22 protein-coding genes and 1 riboswitch are annotated in these 24,259 nt (G+C 42.5%); of the genes, 18 read left to right on the forward strand and 4 right to left on the reverse strand.

The window, feature by feature from the left end:
* From HT734_RS08510 to tig, 12 genes are all read left to right on the forward strand, one after another.
* Positions 1–908, forward strand: a 908-nt coding sequence (locus HT734_RS08510) for an LPXTG cell wall anchor domain-containing protein (protein WP_173308508.1), incomplete at its 5' end; no start/stop codon positions are given.
* Positions 909–1,347: 439 nt separating this feature from the next.
* Entirely contained in the window at positions 1,348–2,355 is a 1,008-nt protein-coding gene (cbpJ, locus tag HT734_RS08515) for a choline-binding protein CbpJ (RefSeq protein WP_173277551.1), read from the forward strand.
* A 17-nt stretch (positions 2,356–2,372) separates the two neighbouring features.
* Positions 2,373–3,329, forward strand: a complete 957-nt coding sequence (gene cbpC / locus HT734_RS08520; protein WP_173277553.1) for a choline-binding protein CbpC — start codon at positions 2,373–2,375, stop codon at positions 3,327–3,329.
* A gap of 121 nt (positions 3,330–3,450) precedes the next feature.
* A complete protein-coding gene (gene mvk / locus HT734_RS08525) occupies positions 3,451–4,329 on the forward strand; it encodes a mevalonate kinase (RefSeq protein WP_173277555.1) in 879 nt (292 codons plus the stop codon).
* Positions 4,311–5,264 carry a diphosphomevalonate decarboxylase gene (gene mvaD, locus HT734_RS08530; protein ID WP_173277557.1) on the forward strand — a complete coding sequence of 318 codons (954 nt, stop codon included), beginning with the start codon at positions 4,311–4,313 and terminating at the stop codon, positions 5,262–5,264. Before mvk ends, mvaD begins: the two co-directional genes overlap by 19 nt.
* Entirely contained in the window at positions 5,251–6,258 is a 1,008-nt protein-coding gene (locus HT734_RS08535; RefSeq protein WP_173277559.1) for a phosphomevalonate kinase, read from the forward strand. Before mvaD ends, HT734_RS08535 begins: the two co-directional genes overlap by 14 nt.
* Complete coding sequence (gene fni, locus HT734_RS08540) at positions 6,242–7,252, forward strand: type 2 isopentenyl-diphosphate Delta-isomerase (protein WP_173277560.1); 1,011 nt, start codon at positions 6,242–6,244, stop codon at positions 7,250–7,252. Before HT734_RS08535 ends, fni begins: the two co-directional genes overlap by 17 nt.
* Positions 7,253–7,328: 76 nt before the next feature.
* A complete protein-coding gene (liaF, locus tag HT734_RS08545) occupies positions 7,329–8,027 on the forward strand; it encodes a cell wall-active antibiotics response protein LiaF (RefSeq protein ID WP_173277562.1) in 699 nt (232 codons plus the stop codon).
* Entirely contained in the window at positions 8,024–9,019 is a 996-nt protein-coding gene (locus tag HT734_RS08550; protein WP_173277564.1) for a sensor histidine kinase, read from the forward strand. The genes liaF and HT734_RS08550 overlap by 4 nt, the downstream gene beginning before the upstream one ends.
* A 13-nt stretch (positions 9,020–9,032) precedes the next feature.
* The gene (locus HT734_RS08555; RefSeq protein WP_001221567.1) at positions 9,033–9,665 is read left to right on the forward strand and encodes a response regulator transcription factor; all 633 of its coding nucleotides are present in this window, start codon (positions 9,033–9,035) and stop codon (positions 9,663–9,665) included.
* On the forward strand, positions 9,666–10,322 hold the full coding sequence (locus HT734_RS08560; protein ID WP_153226698.1) for a DNA alkylation repair protein: 657 nt from the start codon (positions 9,666–9,668) through the stop codon (positions 10,320–10,322). It abuts the gene before it with no gap.
* A gap of 92 nt (positions 10,323–10,414) precedes the next feature.
* Entirely contained in the window at positions 10,415–11,698 is a 1,284-nt protein-coding gene (gene tig, locus HT734_RS08565) for a trigger factor (RefSeq protein ID WP_084889801.1), read from the forward strand.
* A gap of 198 nt (positions 11,699–11,896) precedes the next feature.
* Here the strand turns inward: tig and HT734_RS08570 are convergent, their stop codons facing one another.
* The 3 genes from HT734_RS08570 to rnhC form a co-directional block, all read right to left on the reverse strand.
* Complete coding sequence (locus tag HT734_RS08570; RefSeq protein WP_173277566.1) at positions 11,897–14,263, reverse strand: ATP-dependent RecD-like DNA helicase; 2,367 nt, start codon at positions 14,261–14,263, stop codon at positions 11,897–11,899.
* 259 nt (positions 14,264–14,522) lie between these two features.
* Entirely contained in the window at positions 14,523–15,137 is a 615-nt protein-coding gene (lepB, locus tag HT734_RS08575) for a signal peptidase I (RefSeq protein WP_001083986.1), read from the reverse strand.
* Positions 15,138–15,140: 3 nt separating this feature from the next.
* Positions 15,141–16,022 carry a ribonuclease HIII gene (gene rnhC / locus HT734_RS08580; RefSeq protein ID WP_173277568.1) on the reverse strand — a complete coding sequence of 294 codons (882 nt, stop codon included), beginning with the start codon at positions 16,020–16,022 and terminating at the stop codon, positions 15,141–15,143.
* An 86-nt stretch (positions 16,023–16,108) separates the two neighbouring features.
* Between rnhC and zapA the strand changes: the two genes are divergently transcribed.
* From zapA to HT734_RS08610, 6 genes are all read left to right on the forward strand, one after another.
* The gene (gene zapA / locus HT734_RS08585) at positions 16,109–16,411 is read left to right on the forward strand and encodes a cell division protein ZapA (protein ID WP_173277570.1); all 303 of its coding nucleotides are present in this window, start codon (positions 16,109–16,111) and stop codon (positions 16,409–16,411) included.
* Complete coding sequence (locus tag HT734_RS08590; protein WP_049522496.1) at positions 16,408–16,956, forward strand: CvpA family protein; 549 nt, start codon at positions 16,408–16,410, stop codon at positions 16,954–16,956. The genes zapA and HT734_RS08590 overlap by 4 nt, the downstream gene beginning before the upstream one ends.
* A gap of 102 nt (positions 16,957–17,058) precedes the next feature.
* Positions 17,059–19,395: an endonuclease MutS2 gene (locus tag HT734_RS08595; RefSeq protein ID WP_173277572.1), complete on the forward strand. Its 2,337-nt coding sequence runs from the start codon at positions 17,059–17,061 to the stop codon at positions 19,393–19,395.
* Positions 19,396–19,558: 163 nt separating this feature from the next.
* A riboswitch (glycine riboswitch) is annotated at positions 19,559–19,647 on the forward strand.
* 90 nt (positions 19,648–19,737) lie between these two features.
* A complete protein-coding gene (locus HT734_RS08600; protein WP_173277574.1) occupies positions 19,738–21,060 on the forward strand; it encodes a sodium:alanine symporter family protein in 1,323 nt (440 codons plus the stop codon).
* Positions 21,061–21,191: 131 nt separating this feature from the next.
* Positions 21,192–21,740, forward strand: coding sequence for a carboxymuconolactone decarboxylase family protein (locus HT734_RS08605; RefSeq protein ID WP_000206768.1), 549 nt, complete (start codon positions 21,192–21,194; stop codon positions 21,738–21,740).
* Positions 21,741–21,849: 109 nt separating this feature from the next.
* Entirely contained in the window at positions 21,850–22,749 is a 900-nt protein-coding gene (locus HT734_RS08610; RefSeq protein WP_173277576.1) for a TDT family transporter, read from the forward strand.
* Between the two features lie 25 nt (positions 22,750–22,774).
* Here HT734_RS08610 and serS read toward each other — a convergent pair whose 3' ends face one another.
* A complete protein-coding gene (gene serS, locus HT734_RS08615; protein WP_061759883.1) occupies positions 22,775–24,049 on the reverse strand; it encodes a serine--tRNA ligase in 1,275 nt (424 codons plus the stop codon).
* Positions 24,050–24,259 lie beyond the last annotated feature (210 nt).

Here is a 24,259-nt window from a genome sequence, read left to right on the forward strand (position 1 = left end):
CAGCGGTAACACCAGTTGTAGATCCAAGCAACTTGACTGAAGCAGAAAAAGCTAAGGTAGCAGACGAAGTTAAGAAAGCTAACCCAACAGTAACAGATGTTAAAGTTGGCAAAGATGGCACAACTACAGTAACCTTCCCAGATGGCAGCACAGCCGTTATTCCATCAGGTGATGCAGTTAAGAAATCATCAGATAACGTAGTTAAGGATCCAGCGGTAACACCAGTTGTAGATCCAAGCAACTTGACTGAAGCAGAAAAAGCTAAGGTAGCAGACGAAGTTAAGAAAGCTAACCCAACAGTAACAGATGTTAAAGTTGGCAAAGATGGCACAGCAACTGTCACTTACCCAGATGGTACAACAGCAGTAATCCCAGCAGATAAGGCAGTTAAGAAATCTAATCCAACAGCAACAGATGTTAAAGTAGGTAAAGATGGCACAACAGCAGTAATCCCAGCTAATAAAGCAGATGATAAGTCTAAGGATGCAGATGGTGTTAAAGATCCATCAGTAACACAAGTTACAGATCCAAGCAACTTGACAGACGCTGAAAAAGCTAAAGTAGCAGATGAAGTTAAGAAATCAAACCCAACAGCAACAGATGTTAAAGTAGGTAAAGATGGCACAACTACAGTAACCTTCCCAGATGGTAGCACAGCTGTAATCCCAGCTGATAAAGCAGTTACATCTGCTGAACAAGGCTCACATGCAGTAGCACCAGCTGATAAAGCAGTTACATCTGCTGAACAAGGCTCACATGCAGCAACACCAGCTAAGAAAGCAGGAGCGAAAGAGTTGCCAAATACAGGTACAGTAGATTCTACTGTAGCTATGGTAGCAGCAGCCGCAAGTGCATTACTTGGTCTTGGTCTTGCAGGCCGTCGTCGTAAAGAAGACGAAGAAGCTTAATTGGCAGATTATTTGATAATTATCAGATGATAAGTCCGATTTTCAAAGCTTAAATAAGTACCTCTCATAAGAAAATCTCCTAGCAGGAAAGTCTGCTAGGGGATTTTTGCATTTCAGGAAGTTGAAGGCTGACTGTAAGCGCGTCATAATATAGTGGAGTGAAATAAGATGTGAAGAAATAGATTAGGAAATTCAAATTAATTTCTAGGAATATTTTAGTATGCACAATGTAGTATTCTAGATTCAATATGATATATTTTAGGAGTCATGGTGTACTATTATAGTTTCAATATACTATAATTTCTAAAAATATTTTCAAAGCCAAAGTGTACTACTACTGTTTCAATTTTTAATATGTTTCGTTATTATATGATTTTAAAGCCGTCATATTGACATACAATTTAATTTTTACTATAATTCTTGCAGGAGGATACGTCTAATGAAAATAATAAAAAAATTGATGCAAATTGCATTGGCAGTCTTTTTCTTCGGTTTGCTAGCGACAAGTGCAGTATTGGCGGATGATGCTGATTCAGAAGGTTGGCAATTTGTCCAAGAAAATGGTAGAACCTACTACAAGAAGGGTGAACTCAAAGAAACCTACTGGCGAGTGATTGATGGCAAGACCTATTATTTTGATTATAATGGTGAAATGGTTGTTGGTTGGCAGTACATTCCAATGCCAGTTAAAGGATATACAATTGGTCCTTACCTTAATGGTATAAGATTAGAAGGTTCCCCAATGCCAGAATGGTACTACTTTGACAAAAATGGAGTGCTACAAGAGTTTGTTGGTTGGAAAGCATTAGAGATTAAAACTAAAGACAGTGTTGGAAGAAAGTATGGGGAAAAACGTACAAATCTGGAAGATAAAGAAGAGAAGAGTTTTTACACGAACTATTACTTTAATCAAAATCATTCTTTAGAGACAGGTTGGCTTTATGACCAGTCTAATTGGTATTATCTAGCTAAAACGGAAATTAATGGAGAAAACTATATTGGTGGTGAAAGACGTGCAGGTTGGATAAATGATGGTTCAGCTTGGTACTATCTAGATCCAGAAACTGGTATCATGCAAACTGGTTGGGAACAACTTGGCAATAAGTGGTACTACCTTCGTTCATCAGGAGCCATGGCAACTGGTTGGTATCAGGAAGACTCAACTTGGTATTATCTAGATGCTGAAAATGGCGATATGAAGACAGGCTGGCAATATCTTGGTAACAAGTGGTACTATCTCCGTTCATCAGGAGCCATGGCAACTGGTTGGGTGAAAGATGGTTCAACTTGGTACTACCTAAATGCAAGTAATGGAGATATGAAGACAGGTTGGACAAAAGTAGGAGGAAACTGGTATTATCTCAATTCCTCTGGAGCAATGGTTACAGGTAGCCAAACTATTGATGGTAAAGTTTATAACTTTGCTTCATCTGGGGAGTGGATTTAATCTTGGAGGAGATACAAATGAAGCTTTTGAAAAAAATGATGCAAGTCGCACTAGCAACATTTTTCTTTGGTTTGCTAGCTACAAATACGGTATTTGCGAATACCACAGGTGGCCAATTTGTTGATAAGGATAATAGAAAATATTATGTAAAAGATGATCATAAAGCAATTTATTGGCATAAAATAGACGGTAAAACTTACTATTTTGGTGATAAAGGAGAAATGGTAGTTGGATGGCAATACTTAGAAATTCCTGGAACAGGTTATCGTGATAATTTATTTGATAATCGTCCAGTCTTCGAAATTGGCCTTCAGGAGAAGTGGTACTATTTTGGACAAGATGGAGCTTTGCTAGAACAAACAGATAAACAAGTACTAGAGGCAAAAACGTCTGAAAATACAGGAAAAGTATATGGTGAACAATATACTCCATCTCCTGAAAAGAGAACTTATTATTTTGATAATAATTATGCTGTAAAGACAGGCTGGATTTATGAAGACGGCAATTGGTATTATTTAAATAAGCTAGGAAATTTTGGCGATGATTCTTACAATCCACTACCAATTGGTGAAGTTGCTAAGGGTTGGACTCAAGATTTTCATGTTACTATTGACATTGATAGAAGCAAACCTGCTCCATGGTACTACTTGGATCCAAAAACTGGAATCATGCAAACTGGTTGGAAACAACTTGGCAATAACTGGTACTACCTCCGTTCATCAGGTGCAATGGCGACTGGCTGGTATCAAGAAGGCTCAACTTGGTACTATTTAGATGCTGAAAATGGTGATATGAAAACGGGCTGGCAATACCTTGGTAACAAGTGGTACTATCTTCGTTCATCAGGAGCAATGGCAACTGGCTGGTTCCAGGTCGGTAGTAAATGGTACTATGCTTATAGTTCAGGTGCTTTAGCAGTGAATACCACTGTAGAAGGCTATTCTGTTAATTATAATGGCGAATGGGTTCAATAATGAAAGAGGCGATTGTAAAGGAAACAATCGCTTTTTTTGTGAAAATATAATAAAATAGATAGGAAAGAATAAATACTTGTATGAAAAATGGGACGGCTTATTCGTCTAGTAAAAGGAAAATATGACAAAAAAACTTGGTGTCGGTCAGGCGCATAGTAAGATTATTTTAATAGGGGAGCATGCGGTCGTTTATGGTTATCCTGCTATTTCCTTACCTCTTTTGGAGGTGGAGGTGACTTGTAAGGTGGTTCCTGCTGAAAGTCCTTGGCGCCTCTATGAGGAGGATACTTTGTCCATGGCGGTTTATGCTTCGCTGGAGTATTTGGATATCAAAGAAGCCTGCATTCGTTGTGAGATAGACTCGGCTATCCCTGAGAAACGGGGAATGGGATCGTCAGCTGCTATCAGCATAGCGGCCATTCGTGCGGTATTTGACTACTATCAGGTAGACTTGCCTCATGATGTACTAGAAATCTTGGTCAATCGGGCTGAGATGATTGCCCATATGAATCCTAGTGGTTTGGATGCTAAGACCTGTCTCAGTGACCAACCCATCCGTTTTATCAAGAACGTAGGATTTACAGAGCTTGAGATGGCTCTATCCGCCTATTTGGTGATTGCCGATACGGGTGTTTATGGTCAAACTCGTGAAGCCATCCAAGTGGTTCAAAACAAGGGCAAGGATGCCCTACCATTTTTGCATGCCTTGGGAGAATTGACTCAGCAGGCAGAAGAAGCAATTAGACGAAAAGATGCTGAAGGAGTGGGGCAAATCCTCAGTCAAGCGCATTTGCATTTAAAAGAAATTGGTGTTAGCAGCCCTGAGGCAGACTCTTTGGTTGAAACTGCTCTTAGCCATGGTGCTCTGGGTGCCAAGATGAGCGGTGGTGGGCTTGGAGGCTGTATCATAGCCTTGGCAGACAATTTGACACACGCACAAGAACTAGCAGAAAGATTAGAAGAGAAAGGAGCTGTTCGGACATGGATAGAGAGCCTGTAACAGTACGTTCCTACGCAAATATTGCCATTATCAAATATTGGGGAAAGAAAAAAGAAAAAGAGATGGTACCTGCAACTAGCAGCATCTCTCTGACTTTAGAAAATATGTACACGGAGACGACCTTGTCACCTTTGCCAGACCATGCGACAGCTGATGCCTTTTATATCAATGGTCAGCTACAAAATGAGGCGGAGCATGCCAAGATGAGTAAGATTATTGACCGTTACCGTCCAGCTGGTGAAGGCTTTGTTCGTATTTATACTCAAAACAATATGCCTACCGCAGCGGGCCTATCCTCAAGTTCTAGTGGTTTGTCTGCCTTGGTCAAGGCTTGCAATGCTTATTTCCAGCTTGGATTGGATCGGAGTCAGTTAGCGCAGGAAGCAAAGTTTGCCTCAGGCTCTTCTTCTCGGAGTTTTTATGGACCACTCGGTGCCTGGGATAAGGATAGTGGAGAAATTTACCCTGTAGAGACAGACTTGAAATTAGCTATGATTATGTTGGTGCTAGAAGACAAGAAAAAACCAATCTCTAGTCGTGATGGGATGAAACTTTGTGTGGAAACCTCGACGACCTTTGACGACTGGGTGCGTCAGTCTGAGAAAGACTATCAGGATATGCTGGTTTATCTCAAGGAAAATAACTTTGCCAAGGTTGGGGAATTGACTGAGAAAAATGCTCTGGCGATGCACGCTACAACCAAGACTGCTAGTACAGCCTTCTCTTATCTGACTGATGCATCTTATGAAGCCATGGACTTTGTTCGCCAGCTTCGTGAGCAAGGTGAGGCTTGCTATTTTACCATGGATGCTGGTCCCAATGTCAAGATCCTCTGTCAAGAGAAAGACTTGGAGCATTTATCAGAAATCTTCGGTCAACGTTATCGCTTGATTGTGTCAAAAACAAAGGATTTGAGCCAAGATGATTGCTGTTAAAACTTGCGGAAAACTCTATTGGGCAGGCGAATATGCTATTTTAGAGCCTGGGCAGTTGGCCTTGATAAAGGCCATTCCCATCTATATGAAGGGCGAGATTGCTTTTTCTGATAGTTACCGTATTTATTCGGATATGTTTGATTTCGCAGTGGACTTGACGCCAAATCCTGACTACAACTTGATTCAAGAAACGATTGCTTTAGTGGAAGATTTCCTGACTTCTCATGGGCAGACCTTGCAACCTTTTTTTCTCGAAATCCGTGGCAAAATGGAAAGAGAAGGGAAAAAATTTGGTCTAGGTTCTAGCGGCAGCATCGTTGTCTTGGTTGTCAAGGCTTTACTAGCTCTGTATGATGTTTCTGTTGATCAGGAGCTCTTGTTCAAGTTGGCTAGCGCTGTCTTGCTCAAGCGAGGAGACAATGGTTCTATGGGGGACCTTGCCTGTATCGTAGCAGAGGATTTGGTTCTCTACCAATCTTTTGATCGCCAAAAGGTAGCTGCTTGGCTAAAAGAAGAAAATTTGTCGACAGTTTTAGAGCGTGATTGGGGCTTTTCAATTTCGCAAGTGAAACCAACTTTAGAATGTGATTTCCTAGTGGGATGGACCAAGGAAGTGGCTGTATCGAGTCACATGGTCCAGCAAATCAAGCAAAATATCAATCAGAGTTTTTTAACTTCCTCAAAAGAAACGGTAGCTGCTTTGGTAGAAGCCTTGGAACAGGGGAAAGTTGAAAAAATTATCGAGCAAGTAGAAGTAGCCAGCCAGCTTTTAGAAGGCTTGAGCACAGATATTTACACGCTTTCGCTCAGACAGTTGAAAGAAGCCAGTCAAGATTTGCAGGCTGTTGCCAAGAGTAGCGGTGCTGGTGGCGGTGACTGTGGTATTGCCTTGAGTTTTGATGAGCAATCAACTGAAACCCTAAAAAACCGTTGGGCCGATCTGGGGATTGTGCTCTTATACCAAGAAAGGATAGGACATGACGACAAATCGTAAGGATGAGCATATCCGCTATGCCCTTGAGCAGAAAAGTTCCTATAATAGCTTTGATGAGGTGGAGTTGATTCATTCTTCCTTGCCTCTTTACGACCTGGATGAAATCGATCTGTCGACAGAGTTTGCTGGTCGAAAGTGGGATTTTCCTTTTTATATCAATGCTATGACGGGTGGAAGCGATAAGGGAAGAGAAATCAATCAAAAGCTAGCTCAGGTAGCAGATGCCTGTGGTATTTTGTTTGTGACGGGATCTTATAGCGCAGCCCTCAAAGATTCAACAGATGACTCTTTTTCTGTCAAGTCTAGCCATCCAAATCTCCTTCTTGGAACCAATATTGGATTAGACAAGCCTGTCGAGTTAGGCCTTCAGACTGTAGAAGAGATGAATCCTGTTCTCTTGCAAGTGCATGTCAATGTTATGCAGGAATTGCTTATGCCTGAGGGAGAAAGAAAGTTTCGAAGCTGGCAATCGCATCTGGCAGACTATAGCAAGCAAATCCCTGTTCCGATTGTCCTCAAGGAAGTTGGCTTTGGGATGGATGCCAAGACCATCGAGAGAGCCTATGAATTGGGTGTTCGAACTGTTGATCTGTCTGGTCGTGGTGGTACCAGCTTTGCCTACATTGAAAACCGTCGCAGTGGCCAGCGTGATTATCTCAATCAATGGGGCCAGTCTACCATGCAAGCCCTTCTCAATGCCCAAGACTGGAAAGACAAGGTCGAACTCTTGGTCAGTGGAGGCGTTCGGAATCCGCTGGATATGATTAAGTGCTTGGTCTTTGGTGCCAAGGCTGTAGGCCTGTCTCGAACAGTTCTGGAATTGGTTGAAACCTACACAGTTGAAGAAGTGATTGACATTGTCCAAGGCTGGAAAGCAGATCTACGCTTAATTATGTGTGCTCTTAACTGTGCCACTATAGTAGATTTACAAAAAGTAGACTATCTTCTTTATGGAAAATTAAAAGAAGCAAATGATCAGATGAAAAAGGCGTAACCACCGCCTTTTTTCCATCTTCAGACCGAGGTGACTTTTTTGAATTGTGATAAAATAGAAGGGTGAGGATGAACCTATGAGAAAATTTAAAATCTTTTTATTTATCGAAGCCTGTCTTTTTACAGGAGCTCTGATTTTGATGGTATCAGAGCATTTTTCGCGTTTTCTGCTGATTTTATTCCTCTTTTTGCTTTTGATTCGCTATTACACTGGTAAAGAGGGAAATAACCTTCTTTTGGTAGTGGCAACCATTCTCTTCTTTTTCATCGTTATGCTCAATCCTTTTGTGATTTTAGCTATTTTTGTTGCGGTTATTTATAGCCTCTTTCTTCTTTATCCGATGATGAATCAAGAAAAAGAGCAGACCGATTTGGTTTTTGAAGAGGTGGTGACGGTTAAGAAGGAGAAAAATCGTTGGTTTGGAAATCTCCATCATTTTTCAAGTTACCAGACTTGCCAGTTTGATGATATCAATCTCTTTCGTCTCATGGGTAAGGACACCATTCATCTGGAGAGGGTCATCTTAACCAATCATGACAATGTCATTATCCTCAGAAAGATGGTAGGAACGACCAAAATCATCGTACCTGTAGATGTGGAAGTCAGTCTCAGCGTTAACTGTCTCTATGGTGATTTGACTTTTTTCAACCAGCCCAAGCGAGCCCTCCGAAATGAACACTATCATCAAGAAACAAGAGACTATCTTAAGAGTAACAAGAGTGTCAAGATTTTCTTGACCACTATGATTGGGGATGTGGAGGTGGTCAGAGGATGAAAAAACAAGCCTATGTAATGATGGCTCTCACCTCCATCCTGTTTGTCTTCTTTTTCTCCCACAGCTTGCTGGACATCCTTGACTTTGACTGGTCTATTTTCTTGCATGATGTCGAAAAAACAGAAAAATTTGTCTTTTTGTTGTTGGTATTCAGCATGTCCATGACCTGTCTCTTAGCCCTATTTTGGCGAGGTATTGAAGAGCTTTCTCTAAGAAAAATGCAGGCTAATCTCAAGCGTTTATTGGCAGGTCAAGAAGTGGTTCAGGTTGCAGATCCAGATTTGGATGCCAGCTTCAAGTCCTTGTCTGGCAAACTTAACCTTTTGACAGAGGCTCTTCAAAAGGCTGAAAATCACAGCCTTGTTCAGGAAGAGGAAATTATCGAAAAAGAACGGAAGCGGATTGCTCGGGATTTGCACGATACGGTCAGTCAGGAGTTGTTTGCGGCCCACATGATTTTATCAGGTGTCAGCCAGCAGGTTTTGAAACTGGACAGAGAAAAGATGCAGACCCAGTTGCAGAGTGTCACAGCTATTTTAGAAACCGCCCAGAAGGATTTGCGGGTCTTGCTCTTACATTTGCGACCAGTTGAACTGGAGCAGAAGAGTCTGGTTGAGGGAATTCAAATCCTCTTAAAAGAGCTTGAGGACAAGAGTGATCTCAAGGTTAGTTTCAAGCAAAATGTAACGAAATTGCCTAAGAAAATCGAGGAGCATATCTTCCGTATCCTGCAAGAGTTGATCAGCAATACCCTCCGCCATGCCCAGGCTTCTTGTTTGGATGTCTATCTCTATCAGACAGATTTTGAATTGCAGCTGAAGGTGGTGGACAATGGGATTGGTTTCCAGTTAGGGAGTTTAGACGACTTGAGTTATGGACTGCGAAATATCAAAGAGAGGGTTGAAGATATGGCTGGAACAGTTCAACTCTTGACAGCTCCCAAGCAAGGGCTGGCGGTTGACATCCGTATTCCCCTGCTCGATAAGGAATGATAAAGGAGTAAAGATGAGAATTTTACTAGTAGATGACCATGAAATGGTCCGATTGGGCTTGAAAAGCTACTTTGACCTCCAAGACGATGTAGAAGTTGTGGGCGAGGCGGCCAACGGATCTCAGGGGATTGACTTAGCCTTGGAATTGCGCCCAGATGTTATTGTCATGGATATTGTCATGCCTGAGATGAATGGAATTGACGCGACCTTGGCCATCCTCAAAGAATGGCCTGAAGCTAAGATTTTGATTGTGAGCTCTTATTTGGACAATGAAAAAATCATGCCTGTCTTGAATGCTGGTGCTCGTGGCTATATGCTCAAGACTTCTAGTGCCGATGAATTGCTCCATGCTGTCCGTAAGGTGGCTGCTGGCGAGTTGGCCATTGAGCAAGAGGTCAGCAAGAAGGTCGAATACCACCGCAATCACATAGAACTACATGAGGACCTGACTGCGCGTGAGCGAGATGTGCTTCAACTTATCGCCAAGGGCTATGAAAATCAGCGCATCGCAGACGAACTTTTTATCTCTCTCAAGACGGTCAAGACCCATGTGTCCAACATTCTTGCCAAACTTGAGGTCAGCGATCGTACCCAGGCTGCAGTCTATGCCTTTCAACACCACTTGGTGGGGCATGAGAACTTTTAGATGAGTCTAACATATTTACTTGTCGAACTAGAAGCAGCAAAAGATTCTCAAAAAGCAGGCTCCATGGAAGCCTATATGCGCCATCAATTTTCCTTTCTAGGCATTGCGGCTCCTGAAAGAAATGCACTCTATAAAAAATACTTTCCAAAAGCGAAAAAAACAAAGATTATCGACTGGAATTTTGTAGACGCTTGCTGGGAAAAAGAATCTAGAGAATACCAGTATGTGGCTGCCAATTATTTGAAAGCCATGCAATCTTATCTAACGGAGAACGATTTACCTAAGCTTGAGCGGTTAGTCGTCACAAAATCCTGGTGGGATACGGTAGATATCCTAGATCGAGTAGTAGGGAGTTTGGTGTATGACCACCCTGAACTAGAAGAAATAATCTTAAAATGGAGCCTGTCAGACAATATCTGGTTGAGACGCGTCGCTATTGACCACCAGTTGTTAAGAAAAGAGAAGACCAATGTTCAATTACTGGAAAAGATTCTGCTTCATAATTTGAATCAAACAGAATTCTTTATCAATAAAGCCATTGGCTGGGCTCTAAGAGATTACTCCAAAACCAATCCAACTTGGGTAGCAGGTTTCATTGAGAAAAACAAGGAAAGAATGGCTGACCTTAGTATCAAAGAAGCAAGCAAGTACCTCTAGCGTGATTGAAAAGCGCGTTCATTACTTGAAAACAGTCGCCCATTTATGTTATAATAGGCTGTATTTAAAAAATTTTAAGGAGAAATGACAGAATGTCTGTATCATTTGAAAACAAAGAAACAAACCGTGGTGTCTTGACTTTCACTATCTCTCAAGACCAAATCAAACCAGAATTGGACCGTGTCTTCAACTCAGTGAAGAAATCTCTTAATGTTCCAGGTTTCCGTAAAGGTCACCTCCCACGTCCTATCTTCGACAAAAAATTTGGTGAAGAGTCACTTTACCAAGATGTTATGAACGCTCTGTTGCCAAACGCTTATGAAGCAGCTGTAAAAGAAGCTGGTCTTGAAGTCGTTGCGCAACCAAAAATTGACGTGACTTCAATGGAAAAAGGTCAAGACTGGGTTATCACAGCTGAAGTCGTTACAAAACCTGAAGTAAAATTGGGTGACTACAAAAACCTTGAAGTATCAGTTGATCTAGAAAAAGAAGTAACTGACGCTGACGTTGAAGAGCGTATCGAACGCGAACGCAACAACTTGGCTGAATTGGTTATCAAAGAAGCTGCTGCTGAAAACGGCGACACTGTTGTCATCGACTTTGTTGGTTCTATCGACGGTGTTGAATTTGACGGTGGAAAAGGAGAAAACTTCTCACTTGGACTTGGTTCAGGTCAATTCATCCCTGGTTTTGAAGACCAATTGGTAGGTCACTCAGCTGGTGAAACTGTTGATGTTATCGTAACATTCCCAGAAGACTACCAAGCAGAAGACCTTGCAGGTAAAGAAGCTAAATTCGTAACAACTATCCACGAAGTAAAAGCTAAAGAAGTTCCAGCTCTTGACGATGAGCTTGCAAAAGACATCGACGAAGAAGTTGAAACACTTGCTGAATTGAAAGAAAAATACCGCAAAGAATTGGCTGAAGCTAAAGAAGAAGCTTACAAAGATGCAGTTGAAGGTGCAGCAATTGATAAAGCTGTAGAAAACGCTGAAATCGTAGAACTTCCAGAAGAAATGATCCACGAAGAAGTTCACCGTTCAGTAAATGAATTCCTTGGAAACTTGCAACGTCAAGGTATCAACCCTGACATGTACTTCCAAATCACTGGAACTACTCAAGAAGACCTACACAAACAATACGAGGGGGAAGCTGAGTCACGTACTAAGACTAACCTTGTTATCGAAGCAGTTGCCAAAGCTGAAGGATTTGACGCTTCAGAAGAAGAAATCCAAAAAGAAATCGAGCAATTGGCTGCAGATTACAACATGGAAGTTGCACAAGTACAAAGCTTGCTTTCAGCTGATATGTTGAAACACGATATCACAATCAAAAAAGCTGTTGAATTGATTACAAGCACAGCAACAGTTAAATAATCTTATACTCTTCGAAAATCTCTTCAAACTACGTCAGCGTCGCCTTACCGTATATATGTTACTGACTTCGTCAGTTCTATCTACAACCTCAAAGCAGTGCTTTGAGCAACCTGTGGCTATCTTCCTAGTTTGCTCTTTGATTTTCATTGAGTATTAATAAACAAAAAGCCCACCTGATTAGGTGGGTTTTCTTATACACTATTTTCCAAAAATCTCTTTGAGGTCTGCGTCTGTAATCCCAATCATGGCGGGGATGCTGTCCCAGTTTTCTTCGGTCAGGATGTAGGATTCTTCAGAGGCGCTTGATGTGGCTGTTTCAGAGACAGCTGGTTGCTTTTCTTCAACATTTTCAATTAAATCACTGAAGCGTTCAATCAGATAGGTTTTTCGGGCAGTTCCGATGTGTTGGGTAGCATAATCAAAGGCCTGTAATTCGCCTAGTAAGATAAGCTTGCTTTTGGCGCGTGTAATGGCTGTGTAGATGAGATTACGCTCCAGCATACGCCTGCTAGCACTGGTGATAGGTAGGATAACAACAGGAAACTCACTTCCCTGTGATTTATGGATACTCATGGCATAGGCCAAGCGAATCTTGTACCATTCGTTACGTGGGTAAGAGACCTCGTTGCCATCAAAATCAATGACAATCTCATCTTGTTTCGATTCGGTGTATTTACCAGGAATCAGGTCTGTGATAGCTCCTAAATCTCCATTAAAGACATTGATTTCAGCATCGTTGACTAAATGAATGACCTTGTCGCCCTTACGATAATGGCACTGGGGAGCTTCAAAACTGAGTTGGTCTTTTTGTGGTGGATTGAGCAGGTCTTGCATGAGCTGATTGATAGCGTCAATCCCTGCAGTTCCTCGATACATGGGAGCCAGAACTTGGATATCACGGGCAGGAATTCCACTTCTGAGGGCAGCGCCTAAGATTTTCTCAATCGTAGCAGGAATATGGCCACTAGCAATTTCAAAGTAGGAACGGTCAGCTTTTTTCTGGGTGAAATCAGCTGGCAAGATTCCCTGTCGAATCTGACTAGCTAGGGTGACGATAGTTGATTCTTCGCTTTGTCGATAAATTTTTTCCAAGCGAGTCTGAGGAATCAAGGGAATATGAAGCAGATCCGCTAGAACCTGTCCAGGACTGACAGACGGTAGCTGGTCGCTGTCGCCCACGATGAGGATTTTACTGTTAGAAGAGATGTTGGAGAAGAGTTGATTGGCTAGCCAAGTATCCACCATAGAAAATTCATCCACGATGATAAAGTCAGCATCCAGATAATCTTCCAGATGACTGGTATCATCGTCACCTGTCATTCCTAAATGACGGTGTATGGTCGCGCTAGGCAAGCCTGTCAATTCATTCATGCGGCGAGCTGCTCGTCCAGTTGGAGCGGCAAGAAGAATAGGTAGGTTGCTTTTTTTCCTGAGGTCAAGTCCTTCTAAAAGGGCATAAACAGCGATGATACCATTGATAACAGTTGTCTTACCAGTACCAGGTCCACCTGTTAGGATAAAGACCTTGTTCTGGATAGCATCACAGATAGCTTGTTTTTGAATGCTATCATACTCAATCCCCAGCTCTTCCTCGACAGTAGCGATATGTTTTTGAATGGTTTCTAAATCCTGGCTCTTCTGTTTTCCTTTTTCAAGGATACGAACCAAGTGACTGCGGATGCCTTCCTCAGCGAAAAAGAGGCTGTTGTCAAAAATCTTGGTATCAATCTGCTGGACCTTGTCTTCTTCAATGAGGTAGGAGAGTTCTTGGGCCACTTGGCTGGGATCGAGTTCCACGGGGCGGGAAGACTCAAGGAGAGTGAGAGTTTGTTCTAGCAAATCCCGAGCTTCAACGTAGGTATCCCCTGTTTCCATACAGGCCTGAAAAAGACTGTGAACTAGCCCGGCGCGGAAGCGTTCAGGAGCCTGACTTTCGATTCCTAGTTCTTCTGCTAATTGGTCAGCAATGGTAAAGCCCAAACCCTTGATATCCTCAACCAACTGGTAGGGATAATTTTCAACCACATCAAGGGTTTCTTCCTTGTAAAAGTCTTGAATCTGAAAGGCTAGTTTGTTGGGAATGCCGTAGTTGGCTAGTTTGGCCAAAACCATCTCGGTTCCGTAGTTGAGACGGAGGGTGGAGACGAAAGCCTCGCGATTTTTGGCAGATAGTCCTGCGATGCCTTCTAACTTTTCTGGGTGTTGCAAAATTTCGTCAATGGTATTGTCGCCATAGGTATCCACAATTTTCTGAGCTGTCTTGAGACCAATCCCCTTGAAATGGCTACTTGAAAAGTACTTGACCAAGCCCTTGCTAGTTGGTTTTGCACGTTCATAACGACTGATTTGCAGTTGTTCTCCATACTTGGAGTGCTGGACAATTTGCCCCCAAAAAGTATAGTCTTCTCCCTCAATCACGTCAGCCATGGTGCCCGTGACAATAATTTCAAAATCATCAAAATCTTCTGCGTCCGTATCTTCGATTTCTAGGAGGAGGATGCGATAAAAATTGCTGGGATTTTCAAAAATAATCCGTTCAATGGTTCCTGAAAAATAAACTTCCATAAAATTCCTTTGCATGAATAGGTGAGAGTTGGGATTGTTTTTATTTTATACTCTTCGAAAATATCTTCAAACCACGTCAGCTTCCATCTGCAACCTCAAAACAGTATTTTGTGCAGCCTGCAGCTAGCTTCCTAGTTTGCTCTTTGATTTTCATTGAGTATAACTTTGTTTCTATCTTAATCAAACTGGATAGTGAATAATCATATTATCACGATAGAAGAAGAGGCTGAGATTGCTGATTCTCGGCCTCTTCGATTTCTTAAAATGTTCCGATACGGGTGATTGGCCAGAAGCGGAATTTAGCTTCTCCTGTGATATCTTTTGCTTTGAAGGTACCTACGTGGCGGCTGTCGCTCGAAACCAAGCGGTCGTCTCCGAGGAGAAGGTATTCTCCTTCTGGGACAGTAAAGCTAAAGTTGGTGTTGTAGTTGACATCAACTGTGAAGGCTTGAGCTTTTTGAGCGATACTTCTAAAGAAAGTTCCTTTATTTCCTTCAAAGCCCTTGCCTGAGTAGGTGCTTTGGAGTTTATCATCCTTGAAACGTTTGATGTAGTCAGCTAGGTAAGGCTCATCCGTCTCTTTATCATTGATGTAAAGTTTATCGTTTTCGTAACGGATGGTGTCGCCAGGCATTCCGATCACGCGCTTAACGATGTCCTTATTGCCATCTTCCTCATGGGCCACCACGATATCAAAACGGTCAATAGGAAGGTGCTTAACAACAAAGAGAATTTCGCCATCCGCTAGAGTCGGATCCATGGAATGTCCTTCTACGCGGACATTACTCCAAAAAAAGATACGGCTTAAAGCTAGTAATGACAGAATCAGGAGGAATAATCCCCACTCTTTTAAGAAATTTTTAAATGAATTCATAACTTACCTTTCTAAGCGTTTTTTCGCTTTTTCAGTGTTTTTAAAGTGCAATTTGGCGCAGAAATTGAGTCCCTGCATACCATAGGCTTGTAAAATCTGGCTAGCTACCTTATCAGAAGCCGTTCCAGCTCCACTTGGAAGTTGATAGTCCAGTTCTCGTCCCAGATTTTCAAGATTTTCCAGAAAGAGATCACGCGCGATGATAGAAGAAACTGCGACAGCCAAGTATTTGCCCTCAGCCTTTTCTTCTAAGCTGATAGGATTGCTGAAACGATTGGCCTCTTGTGCCAAGTACTTGTCATAATTTTTAGCACTGGTAAAGGCATCAATCACAATTTTCTCAGGCTGAGCCCCTTTTTGAAGGAGGAGATAGATAGCCTGATTATGGAGAGCGACCTTAACCGAAACAGCGTTGTAGCGGTCTCCGATGACCTCATTGTACTTGCTTGGTGAGAGAAGCAGTGCCTGGTGCTGGATTTTTTCCTTGAGAATAGGGGCAATCTGACGAATCTTTTGGTCGGTCAGAGTTTTAGAATCTCCCACACCGAGTTTTCGCAAGAAGTCATGCTGGTCAGGTGTGACAAAGGAAGCCACAACTGCAAGCCCACCAAAGTAGGAACCATTTCCAACCTCATCTGTCCCAATCAAAGGGAAATTTTGTCCCCTGGTTTCCTCTACAACTTGACAGCCAAAGAAACTGGCGTATTTCTCAGCTCCTTCACCCTGAAGCAAGACCTTTCCAGAAGTATAGATAGAAACTGTTGCTTGAGGTAGTCGCAAAAAGTAGCGTATATAGGGATTCTTACTGGGAGCCAGACTGGTTTGATAGTGTTCAAGAAAAGCCTGAATCTCTTTTTCGCTTGGTGTGAGTGTTATACTTGCCATAGTTTCTATTGTACCATAAAAGCAGGCAAATTTGTAAAAACTGACAAAGTTAGCGAATTTTGGTATAATATCGTGAGGTGAATTTTATGGCAAATCTAAATCGATTCAAATTTACATTCGGGAAAAAATCATTAACCTTGACAAGCGAGCATGATAATCTTTTTATGGAGGAAATCGCTAAGGTTGCGACAGAAAAATACCAAGCAATTAAAGAACAAATGTCTAGCGCAGACGATGAAACCATCGCTCTTTTGTTGGCAGTCAACTGTTTGTCAACTCAACTCAGCCGTGAGATTGAATTTGACGATAAGGAGCAAGAGTTAGAAGAACTCCGTCACAAGCTTGTGACTTGCAAGCAAGAACAGAGCAAGATTGAGGATTCCTTATGATTTCACTCCTTCTTCTATTGGTCTTGGCTTGGGGATTTTATATCGGCTATCGGAGAGGTCTGCTCTTACAGGTTTATTACCTGATTTCAGCTCTGGCATCGGCTTTTATGGCTGGTCAGTTTTATAAGGGGCTGGGAGAACAATTCCATTTATTGCTTCCTTATGCAAATCCGCAGGAAGGTCAGGGAACTTTCTTCTTCCCATCGGATCAACTTTTTCAGTTGGATAAGGTCTTTTACGCTGGTATCGGCTACTTGCTTGTATTTGGGATTGTCTATAGCATCGGTCGTTTGCTTGGTCTCTTGTTACACTTACTTCCTAGTAAAAAGCTGGGTGGCAAGTTGTTCCAAGTTTCAGCAGGTATCTTGTCCATGTTGGTGACCTTATTTGTCTTGCAAATGGCCTTGACCATCTTGGCGACAATTCCCATGGCAGCTATACAAAATCCTCTTGAAAAGAGTATCGTCGCAAAACACATCATCCAAAGCATACCAGTAACAACCAGTTGGCTCAAACAAATCTGGGTGACAAATTTAATCGGATAAAAAGGGCAGGAATTTTCCTAGCCCTTTGTTTACAGATTGACTCGAATCTATCAGAATGTAAAAAGCTACCACACCTAGATATTCAAAGACAAGGAAATAAAGATGAACAAGAAAATATTAGAAACATTAGAGTTCAATAAGGTTAAGGCCTTGTTTGAACCTCATTTGTTGACCGAGCAGGGCTTGGAGCAATTGAGACAGCTGGCTCCGACTGCCAAAGCAGATAAAATCAAACAGGCTTTTGCTGAGATGAAGGAAATGCAAGCTCTATTTGTTGAGCAACCGCATTTTACCATTCTCGCAACTAAGGAAATTGCAGGAGTCTGCAAGCGATTGGAGATGGGAGCGGACCTCAATATCGAGGAGTTCCTACTCTTGAAGCGCGTGCTTCTTTCTAGCCGAGAACTGCAAAGTTTTTATGCCAATCTGGAAAATGTCAGCTTGGAAGAATTAGCCCTTTGGTTTGAGAAATTACATGATTTTCCGCAATTACAAGGAAATCTCCAAGCCTTTAATGATGCAGGTTTCATTGAAAATTTTGCCAGTGAAGAATTAGCGCGCATCCGTCGAAAAATCCATGATAGCGAGAGTCAGGTACGCGATGTCTTGCAAGACTTGCTCAAGCAAAAAGCACAGATGTTGACGGAAGGGATCGTTGCCAGTAGAAATGGCCGTCAGGTTTTACCAGTCAAAAACACCTACCGCAATAAGATCGCAGGTGTTGTTCATGATATTTCTGCTAGTGGAAATACCGTCTATATCGAACCCCGTGAGGTGGTCAAACTGAGCGAAGATATTGCTAGTCTGCGAGCAGATGAGCGCTATGAAATGCTTCGTATTCTCCAAGAAATCTCGGAGCGTGTCCGCCCTCATGCGGCTGAGATTGCCAATGATGCTTGGATTATTGGCCATTTAGACTTGATTCGTGCCAAGGTACGCTTTATCCAAGAAAGACAAGCAGTCGTACCTCAGCTGTCAGAAAATCAAGAAATTCAACTGCTCCATGTCTGTCATCCTCTGGTCAAAAATGCCGTCGCAAATGATGTCCATTTTGGTCAAGATTTAACAGCCATTGTCATTACAGGTCCCAATACAGGTGGGAAGACCATCATGCTTAAAACTCTGGGCTTGACGCAGGTTATGGCCCAATCTGGTTTGCCGATTTTGGCAGACAAGGGAAGCCGTGTTGGTATTTTTGAAGAAATCTTTGCCGATATTGGCGATGAGCAATCTATTGAGCAGAGCTTGTCTACCTTCTCTAGCCACATGACCAATATTGTGGATATTCTTGGCAAGGTCAACCAACATTCACTTTTACTCTTGGATGAGTTGGGGGCTGGTACCGACCCTCAAGAGGGAGCCGCCCTCGCTATGGCTATTCTGGAGGACCTTCGTCTGCGTCAAGTCAAGACCATGGCAACCACCCACTATCCGGAACTCAAGGCCTACGGTATTGAGACAGCCTTTGTGCAAAATGCCAGCATGGAGTTTGATACTGCAACTCTTCGTCCAACCTATCGCTTTATGCAGGGTGTGCCTGGCCGAAGCAATGCCTTTGAAATTGCTAAACGTCTAGGTCTATCTGAAGTTATCGTAGGAGATGCCAGCCAGCAGGTCAATCAGGACAATGATGTCAATCGGATTATTGAGCAGCTGGAAGAGCAGACGCTAGAGAGCCGCAAACGCTTGGACAATATCCGTGAGGTGGAGCAAGAAAATCTCAAGATGAACCGTGCTCTAAAAAAACTTTACAACGAGCTCAATCGTGAAAAGGAAACGGAGCTCAATAAAGCGCGTGAACAAGCTGCTGAGATTGTGGATATGGCCCTAAGTGAAAGTGACCAGATTCTTAAAAATCTCCACAGTAAATCTCAACTCAAGCCCCACGAAATTATTGAAGCCAAGGCAAAATTGAAAAAATTGGCTCCTGAAAAAGTGGACTTGTCTAAAAACAAGGTCCTTCAAAAGGCCAAGAAAAAACGAGCTCCAAAGGTGGGAGATGATATCGTGGTTCTCAGTTATGGACAGCGTGGTACCTTGACCAGTCAACTCAAGGATGGCCGCTGGGAAGCCCAAGTAGGCTTGATTAAGATGACCCTGGAAGAGAAAGAGTTTGACCTTGTTCAAGCCCAGCAAGAAAAGCAAGTTAAGAAGAAACAAGTCAATGTTGTGAAACGAACTTCTGGTCGAGGACCACAAGCAAGACTGGACCTTCGAGGCAAGCGTTATGAAGAAGCCATGAATGAGCTAGATGCCTTTATTGACCAAGCCCTGCTTAACAATATGGCCCAAGTCGATATCATCCATGGTATCGGAACAGGTGTCATCCGTGAAGGTGTCACCAAATACCTACAAAGAAACAAACATGTCAAGAGTTTCGGCTATGCCCCACAAAATGCTGGAGGCAGTGGTGCAACTATTGTGACCTTTAAAGGATAGAAGTATTTCGGAATTCATAAAGTGAAAACTGTTGAACTAATTTTTACTAATAAACACATTGACAAAAGCCAACATTTTTTGTAAAATAAGAATCAATTAAATACCAACACCGAATGAAGTTTAATAGAAGTGGGGAATCGTTTGATTTTCCATGACTGTAAATGGACGGAACTCTGGAGAGACCGTAAAGGCACCGAAGGGGCAAGGCAGGCAACTGCTCAAACTCTCAGGTAAAAGGACAGAGCTAGGATAGACCGCTTTTTAGCATTTATCTAAGCATTCCAGAGTACATGTATCTTACATGTGCTCTTTCTTTTGGGGTTGAAAAGATAGGAGAAGGAAATGTTAGAATTGCTTAAATCAATCGATGCTTTTGCTTGGGGCCCACCCCTCTTGATTCTCTTGGTCGGGACAGGGATTTACCTAACTGCCCGTCTAGGCTTCTTGCAGGTTTTGCGTCTGCCCAAGGCCTTCCAGCTTATTTTTACCAAGGATAAGGGACATGGAGATGTGTCCAGTTTTGCGGCCTTGTGTACAGCACTAGCAGCGACAGTTGGTACGGGAAATATTATTGGAGTCGCGACGGCTATCAAGGTCGGTGGCCCAGGAGCTCTCTTTTGGATGTGGATGGCTGCTTTCTTTGGGATGGCTACCAAGTATGCGGAAGGACTACTAGCTATCAAATACCGCACTAAGGACGACCATGGTGCAGTAGCGGGAGGGCCAATGCATTATATCCTTCTAGGGATGGGAGAGAAGTGGCGACCACTTGCCATCTTCTTTGCTCTAGCAGGTGTTCTAGTAGCTTTGTTGGGGATTGGGACTTTCACCCAAGTCAACTCGATTACAGAATCTATCCAGAATACAACGACTATTTCGCCAGCCATCACAGCTCTCGTTCTGTCTGTCTTTGTAGCAATTGCAGTCTTTGGCGGGCTCAAGTCCATTTCAAAGGTTTCAACTACTGTTGTTCCTTTTATGGCTATTATTTATATTTTGGGAACTCTTACAGTTATTTTCTTTAATATTGGAAAAATTCCTGCCACAATCGCTTTAATCTTGACATCAGCATTTAGTCCTGTTGCTGCGGTAGGTGGTTTTGCTGGTGCTAGCATTCGAATGGCTATTCAAAATGGTGTTGCGCGTGGTGTGTTCTCAAACGAATCTGGTCTGGGTTCAGCTCCCATTGCAGCTGCTGCAGCTAAGACAAATGAACCGGTAGAGCAAGGATTGATTTCCATGACAGGAACCTTTATTGATACACTCATTATCTGTACCTTGACTGGTTTAACCATCTTGGTAACTGGTGTTTGGAGTGGTGGTTTGAATGGAGTTGCCTTGACTCAGTCAGCCTTCTCAACAGTCTTTTCACACTTTGGACCTGCCCTCTTAACAATCTTCCTTGTTCTCTTTGCCTTTACAACGATTCTAGGTTGGAACTATTACGGAGAACGTTGTTTCGAGTTTCTCTTTGGGGTTCGTTTTATCTGGCTCTACCGTGTGATTTTTGTGCTCATGGTCTTGCTGGGAGGATTTATCGAGTTGGATATGGTTTGGATTATCGCAGATATTGTCAACGCCTTGATGGCTCTGCCAAACTTGATTGCTCTCTTAGTCTTGTCACCAGTCGTTATTGCTGAGACTAAAAAGTATTTTAATAAATAATGAAATCACACATCGCGTGTGATTTTTTGCTGTCATAAAAAATTTCTATCAGTGCAATTTAAAATATATATTATACACGGTATAGAATCTGTGATAGACTAGGTTTCAACAAAATGAAAAGAGGTTTTATGATGACAACATTTACCATCCATACAGTAGAATCAGCACCAGCAGAAGTGAAAGAAGTTCTTGAAACAGTAGAAAAAGATAACAATGGCTATATTCCCAACCTAATCGGTCTCTTGGCTAATGCACCGACTGCTTTGGAGGCTTACCGTACTGTCGGAGCCATCAATCGTCGCAACAGCCTGACACCCGTTGAGCGTGAAGTAGTGCAAATCACAGCTGCCGTGACCAATGGTTGTGCCTTCTGTGTCGCAGGTCACACAGCCTTTTCAATCAAACAAATCCAGATGAACGATGACCTTCTTCAAGCCCTTCGCAATCGTACTCCAATTGAAACAGATCCTAAATTGGACACCCTAGCTAAGTTTACCTTGGCAGTTATCAATACCAAGGGTCGTGTAGGAGATGAGGCCTTAGCTGAGTTTTTAGAAGCTGGCTACACCCAACAAAATGCCTTGGATGTGGTTCTTGGTGTCAGCCTAGCAAGCCTCTGTAACTATGCCAACAACCTAGCTAATACCCCAATTAACCCAGAATTGCAACCTTATGCTTAATCCTTATCGGAGTAAAAATGAAGTCTAAAATAATCGGACTTCATTTTTTATCCCCTCATTTAAGCGCTTTTATGCTATACTGAAACTAACATGATTATTGGAGGTTAGGATGAAAAAACTCCCCTTAGTATTTTCTGGTTGTTTGCTAGGTTTAGCAGGAGCTGGGAATCTCGTTTTAGATACGTTGCCGGTTCTGTCCCATCTTTTTAGTCTGACAGGTTTGATTTTGTGGATTTATTTTCTAATTCTACATCTCTTTAATTGGAATGAAACCAAGCAAGAATTGACCAAGCCTCCTCTTTTGTCAGGAATGGCTACCTTTCCCATGGCTGGGATGATTTTATCGACTTATGTCTTTCGCGTCTTCCCTCATCTTCCTTTGGTAGCGCAAGGGCTCTGGTGGTTTTCATTTCTCTTGGATTTGACCTTGATTGCTGGTTTCACCATCAAGTTTGCCTGTCCAGGTAAGAGAGTCAGTGCCACTCCAAGCTGGACTGTTCTCTATGTAGGGATAGCAGTGGCAGCCTTGACCTATCCACTTGTAGGTATCATCGAAATTGCCTATGCGACCTTGAGTTTTGGATTTCTCTTGACCTTCTATCTCTATCCGCTTATTTATAGTGATTTAAAGAAACATCCGCTTCCACTAGCCATGCTTGGACAAGAAGGAATCTACTGTGCTCCATTTTCCCTACTCTTGGCCTCTCTGGTTCGAGTTGGCGGAGCCAGCCTACCGACTTGGGTCTTAATCGTCATGATTTTGGCTTCTCAATACTTCTTTTTCTTTGTTTTGACTCGCCTGCCCAATATCTTAAAACAAGGCTTTCAACTAGCCTTCTCAGCCCTTACCTTCCCAACTATTATCACAGCTACTTCGCTCAAGATGGCTCAGGGAATCCTGAAACTTCCATTTCTGGATTATTTGGTACTGGCTGAAACAGCTATTTGCTTAATTATTTTATTCTTTGTATTGGGCGCTTATCTGATTTGGTTACGAAAAAAGGTCTAGCTAGAAATAGCTAAACCTTATTTTTTTATGGTTTGATAACTTCAGCTCCACCCATGTATGGACGAAGTGCTTCTGGGATGGTCACAGAACCATCTGCATTTTGGTAGTTTTCAAGAATAGCAGCCACCGTACGTCCAACTGCAAGTCCAGAACCGTTCAAGGTATGAAGGAGTTTCACCTTGCCATCAGCTTCATCACGGTAACGGATTTGGGCACGACGGGCTTGGAAATCTTCTGTATTTGAACAGCTTGAGATTTCACGGTAATTGTTTTGCGCTGGAATCCATACTTCCAAGTCGTAAGTCTTAGCAGCTGAGAAGCCCATATCTCCAGTAGAGAGAGCAACGACACGGTATGGAAGGTTGAGTTTTTGAAGAATGTTTTCAGCGTTGGCTGTCATTTTTTCCAATTCTTCGTAAGATTCTTCTGGTTTGGCAAATTTAACCATTTCAACCTTGTGGAATTGGTGCAAACGAATCAAGCCACGAGTATCACGACCAGCAGAACCAGCCTCGGAACGGAATGATGGACTCATAGCAGTGAAGTAGATTGGCAGGTCTTTACCGTCAAGGATTTCATCACGGTAGTAGTTTGTCAGAGGAACTTCAGCTGTAGGAATAAGAACATAATTGCTGTCGCTCAATTCAAAAGTATCTTCCTTGAATTTTGGATATTGACCAGTACCAAACATAGAATCGTGGTTAACCATGTAAGGTGTGATGACTTCAGTATAGCCTTCTTTACCATGCTCATCCAACATAAAGTTATAGAGAGCACGTTCCAAACGAGCACCGAGTCCTTTATAGAATAGGAAGCGAGCACCCGTTACCTTACCACCGCGTTCCCAGTCAAGGATACCAAGATCTTCACCAAGATCCCAGTGAGCTTTTGGTTCGAAGTCAAACTCGCGTGGAGTACCCCAACGGCGAACTTCCACATTGTCATCTTCGTCAGCCCCAACAGGAACGCTGTCAGCTGGGATATTTGGAAGAGTAGTGGTAAATTCTGTTAATTTAGCATCGATTTCTGACAATTCAGCATCCAAGGCTTTGACTTCAGCAGATAGATTTTGCATGGCAGCAATCTTGTCATCTGCATTTTCTTTGTTGCGTTTGGCTTGGGCAATCTCAGCAGAAACTGTGTTACGTTCTGCTTTGAGAGTTTCAACCTTGACCAAGATGTCACGACGTTTAGCATCGATTTCTTTCATCTCATTCAAGACAGCAGCATCTACACCACGTGTAGCCAGTTTTTCTGCGACAGCATCAAAGTCTGTACGAATGCGTTTGATATCTAACATAAGAACTCCTTTATGAAAAAAAGCACACCTGACAAAGCGTTGGAGTGGCAGGGCCACGGTTCCATCCAACTTCACAGGTGTGCACTTGATTGTGTATGTAATTGTTATTAACGGTAGAATTTCACCTATCCCTCCTATCTGCTCGCAGCACCCGCAGACTTTCTGAAAGAAGAAGATAACCTACTTATCCGTTGCTATGATTATACTAAA

Origin of the sequence: Streptococcus sp. k-90, assembly GCF_013277565.1 — a bacterium.
Taxonomy (GTDB): Bacteria; Bacillota; Bacilli; order Lactobacillales; family Streptococcaceae; genus Streptococcus.

Excerpts from the sequence above, each read along its gene's own strand:
- cbpJ (WP_173277551.1), top strand. The coding sequence starts at position 1,348 with ATGAAAATAATAAAAAAATTGATGCAAATTGCATTGGCAGTCTTTTTC.
- cbpC (WP_173277553.1), top strand. The coding sequence starts at position 2,373 with ATGAAGCTTTTGAAAAAAATGATGCAAGTCGCACTAGCAACATTTTTC.
- mvk (WP_173277555.1), top strand. The coding sequence starts at position 3,451 with ATGACAAAAAAACTTGGTGTCGGTCAGGCGCATAGTAAGATTATTTTA.
- mvaD (WP_173277557.1), top strand. The coding sequence starts at position 4,311 with ATGGATAGAGAGCCTGTAACAGTACGTTCCTACGCAAATATTGCCATT.
- HT734_RS08535 (WP_173277559.1), top strand. The coding sequence starts at position 5,251 with ATGATTGCTGTTAAAACTTGCGGAAAACTCTATTGGGCAGGCGAATAT.
- fni (WP_173277560.1), top strand. The coding sequence starts at position 6,242 with ATGACGACAAATCGTAAGGATGAGCATATCCGCTATGCCCTTGAGCAG.
- liaF (WP_173277562.1), top strand. The coding sequence starts at position 7,329 with ATGAGAAAATTTAAAATCTTTTTATTTATCGAAGCCTGTCTTTTTACA.
- HT734_RS08550 (WP_173277564.1), top strand. The coding sequence starts at position 8,024 with ATGAAAAAACAAGCCTATGTAATGATGGCTCTCACCTCCATCCTGTTT.
- HT734_RS08555 (WP_001221567.1), top strand. The coding sequence starts at position 9,033 with ATGAGAATTTTACTAGTAGATGACCATGAAATGGTCCGATTGGGCTTG.
- HT734_RS08560 (WP_153226698.1), top strand. The coding sequence starts at position 9,666 with ATGAGTCTAACATATTTACTTGTCGAACTAGAAGCAGCAAAAGATTCT.
- tig (WP_084889801.1), top strand. The coding sequence starts at position 10,415 with ATGTCTGTATCATTTGAAAACAAAGAAACAAACCGTGGTGTCTTGACT.
- HT734_RS08570 (WP_173277566.1), bottom strand. The coding sequence starts at position 14,263 with ATGGAAGTTTATTTTTCAGGAACCATTGAACGGATTATTTTTGAAAAT.
- lepB (WP_001083986.1), bottom strand. The coding sequence starts at position 15,137 with ATGAATTCATTTAAAAATTTCTTAAAAGAGTGGGGATTATTCCTCCTG.
- rnhC (WP_173277568.1), bottom strand. The coding sequence starts at position 16,022 with ATGGCAAGTATAACACTCACACCAAGCGAAAAAGAGATTCAGGCTTTT.
- zapA (WP_173277570.1), top strand. The coding sequence starts at position 16,109 with ATGGCAAATCTAAATCGATTCAAATTTACATTCGGGAAAAAATCATTA.
- HT734_RS08590 (WP_049522496.1), top strand. The coding sequence starts at position 16,408 with ATGATTTCACTCCTTCTTCTATTGGTCTTGGCTTGGGGATTTTATATC.
- HT734_RS08595 (WP_173277572.1), top strand. The coding sequence starts at position 17,059 with ATGAACAAGAAAATATTAGAAACATTAGAGTTCAATAAGGTTAAGGCC.
- HT734_RS08600 (WP_173277574.1), top strand. The coding sequence starts at position 19,738 with ATGTTAGAATTGCTTAAATCAATCGATGCTTTTGCTTGGGGCCCACCC.
- HT734_RS08605 (WP_000206768.1), top strand. The coding sequence starts at position 21,192 with ATGACAACATTTACCATCCATACAGTAGAATCAGCACCAGCAGAAGTG.
- HT734_RS08610 (WP_173277576.1), top strand. The coding sequence starts at position 21,850 with ATGAAAAAACTCCCCTTAGTATTTTCTGGTTGTTTGCTAGGTTTAGCA.
- serS (WP_061759883.1), bottom strand. The coding sequence starts at position 24,049 with ATGTTAGATATCAAACGCATTCGTACAGACTTTGATGCTGTCGCAGAA.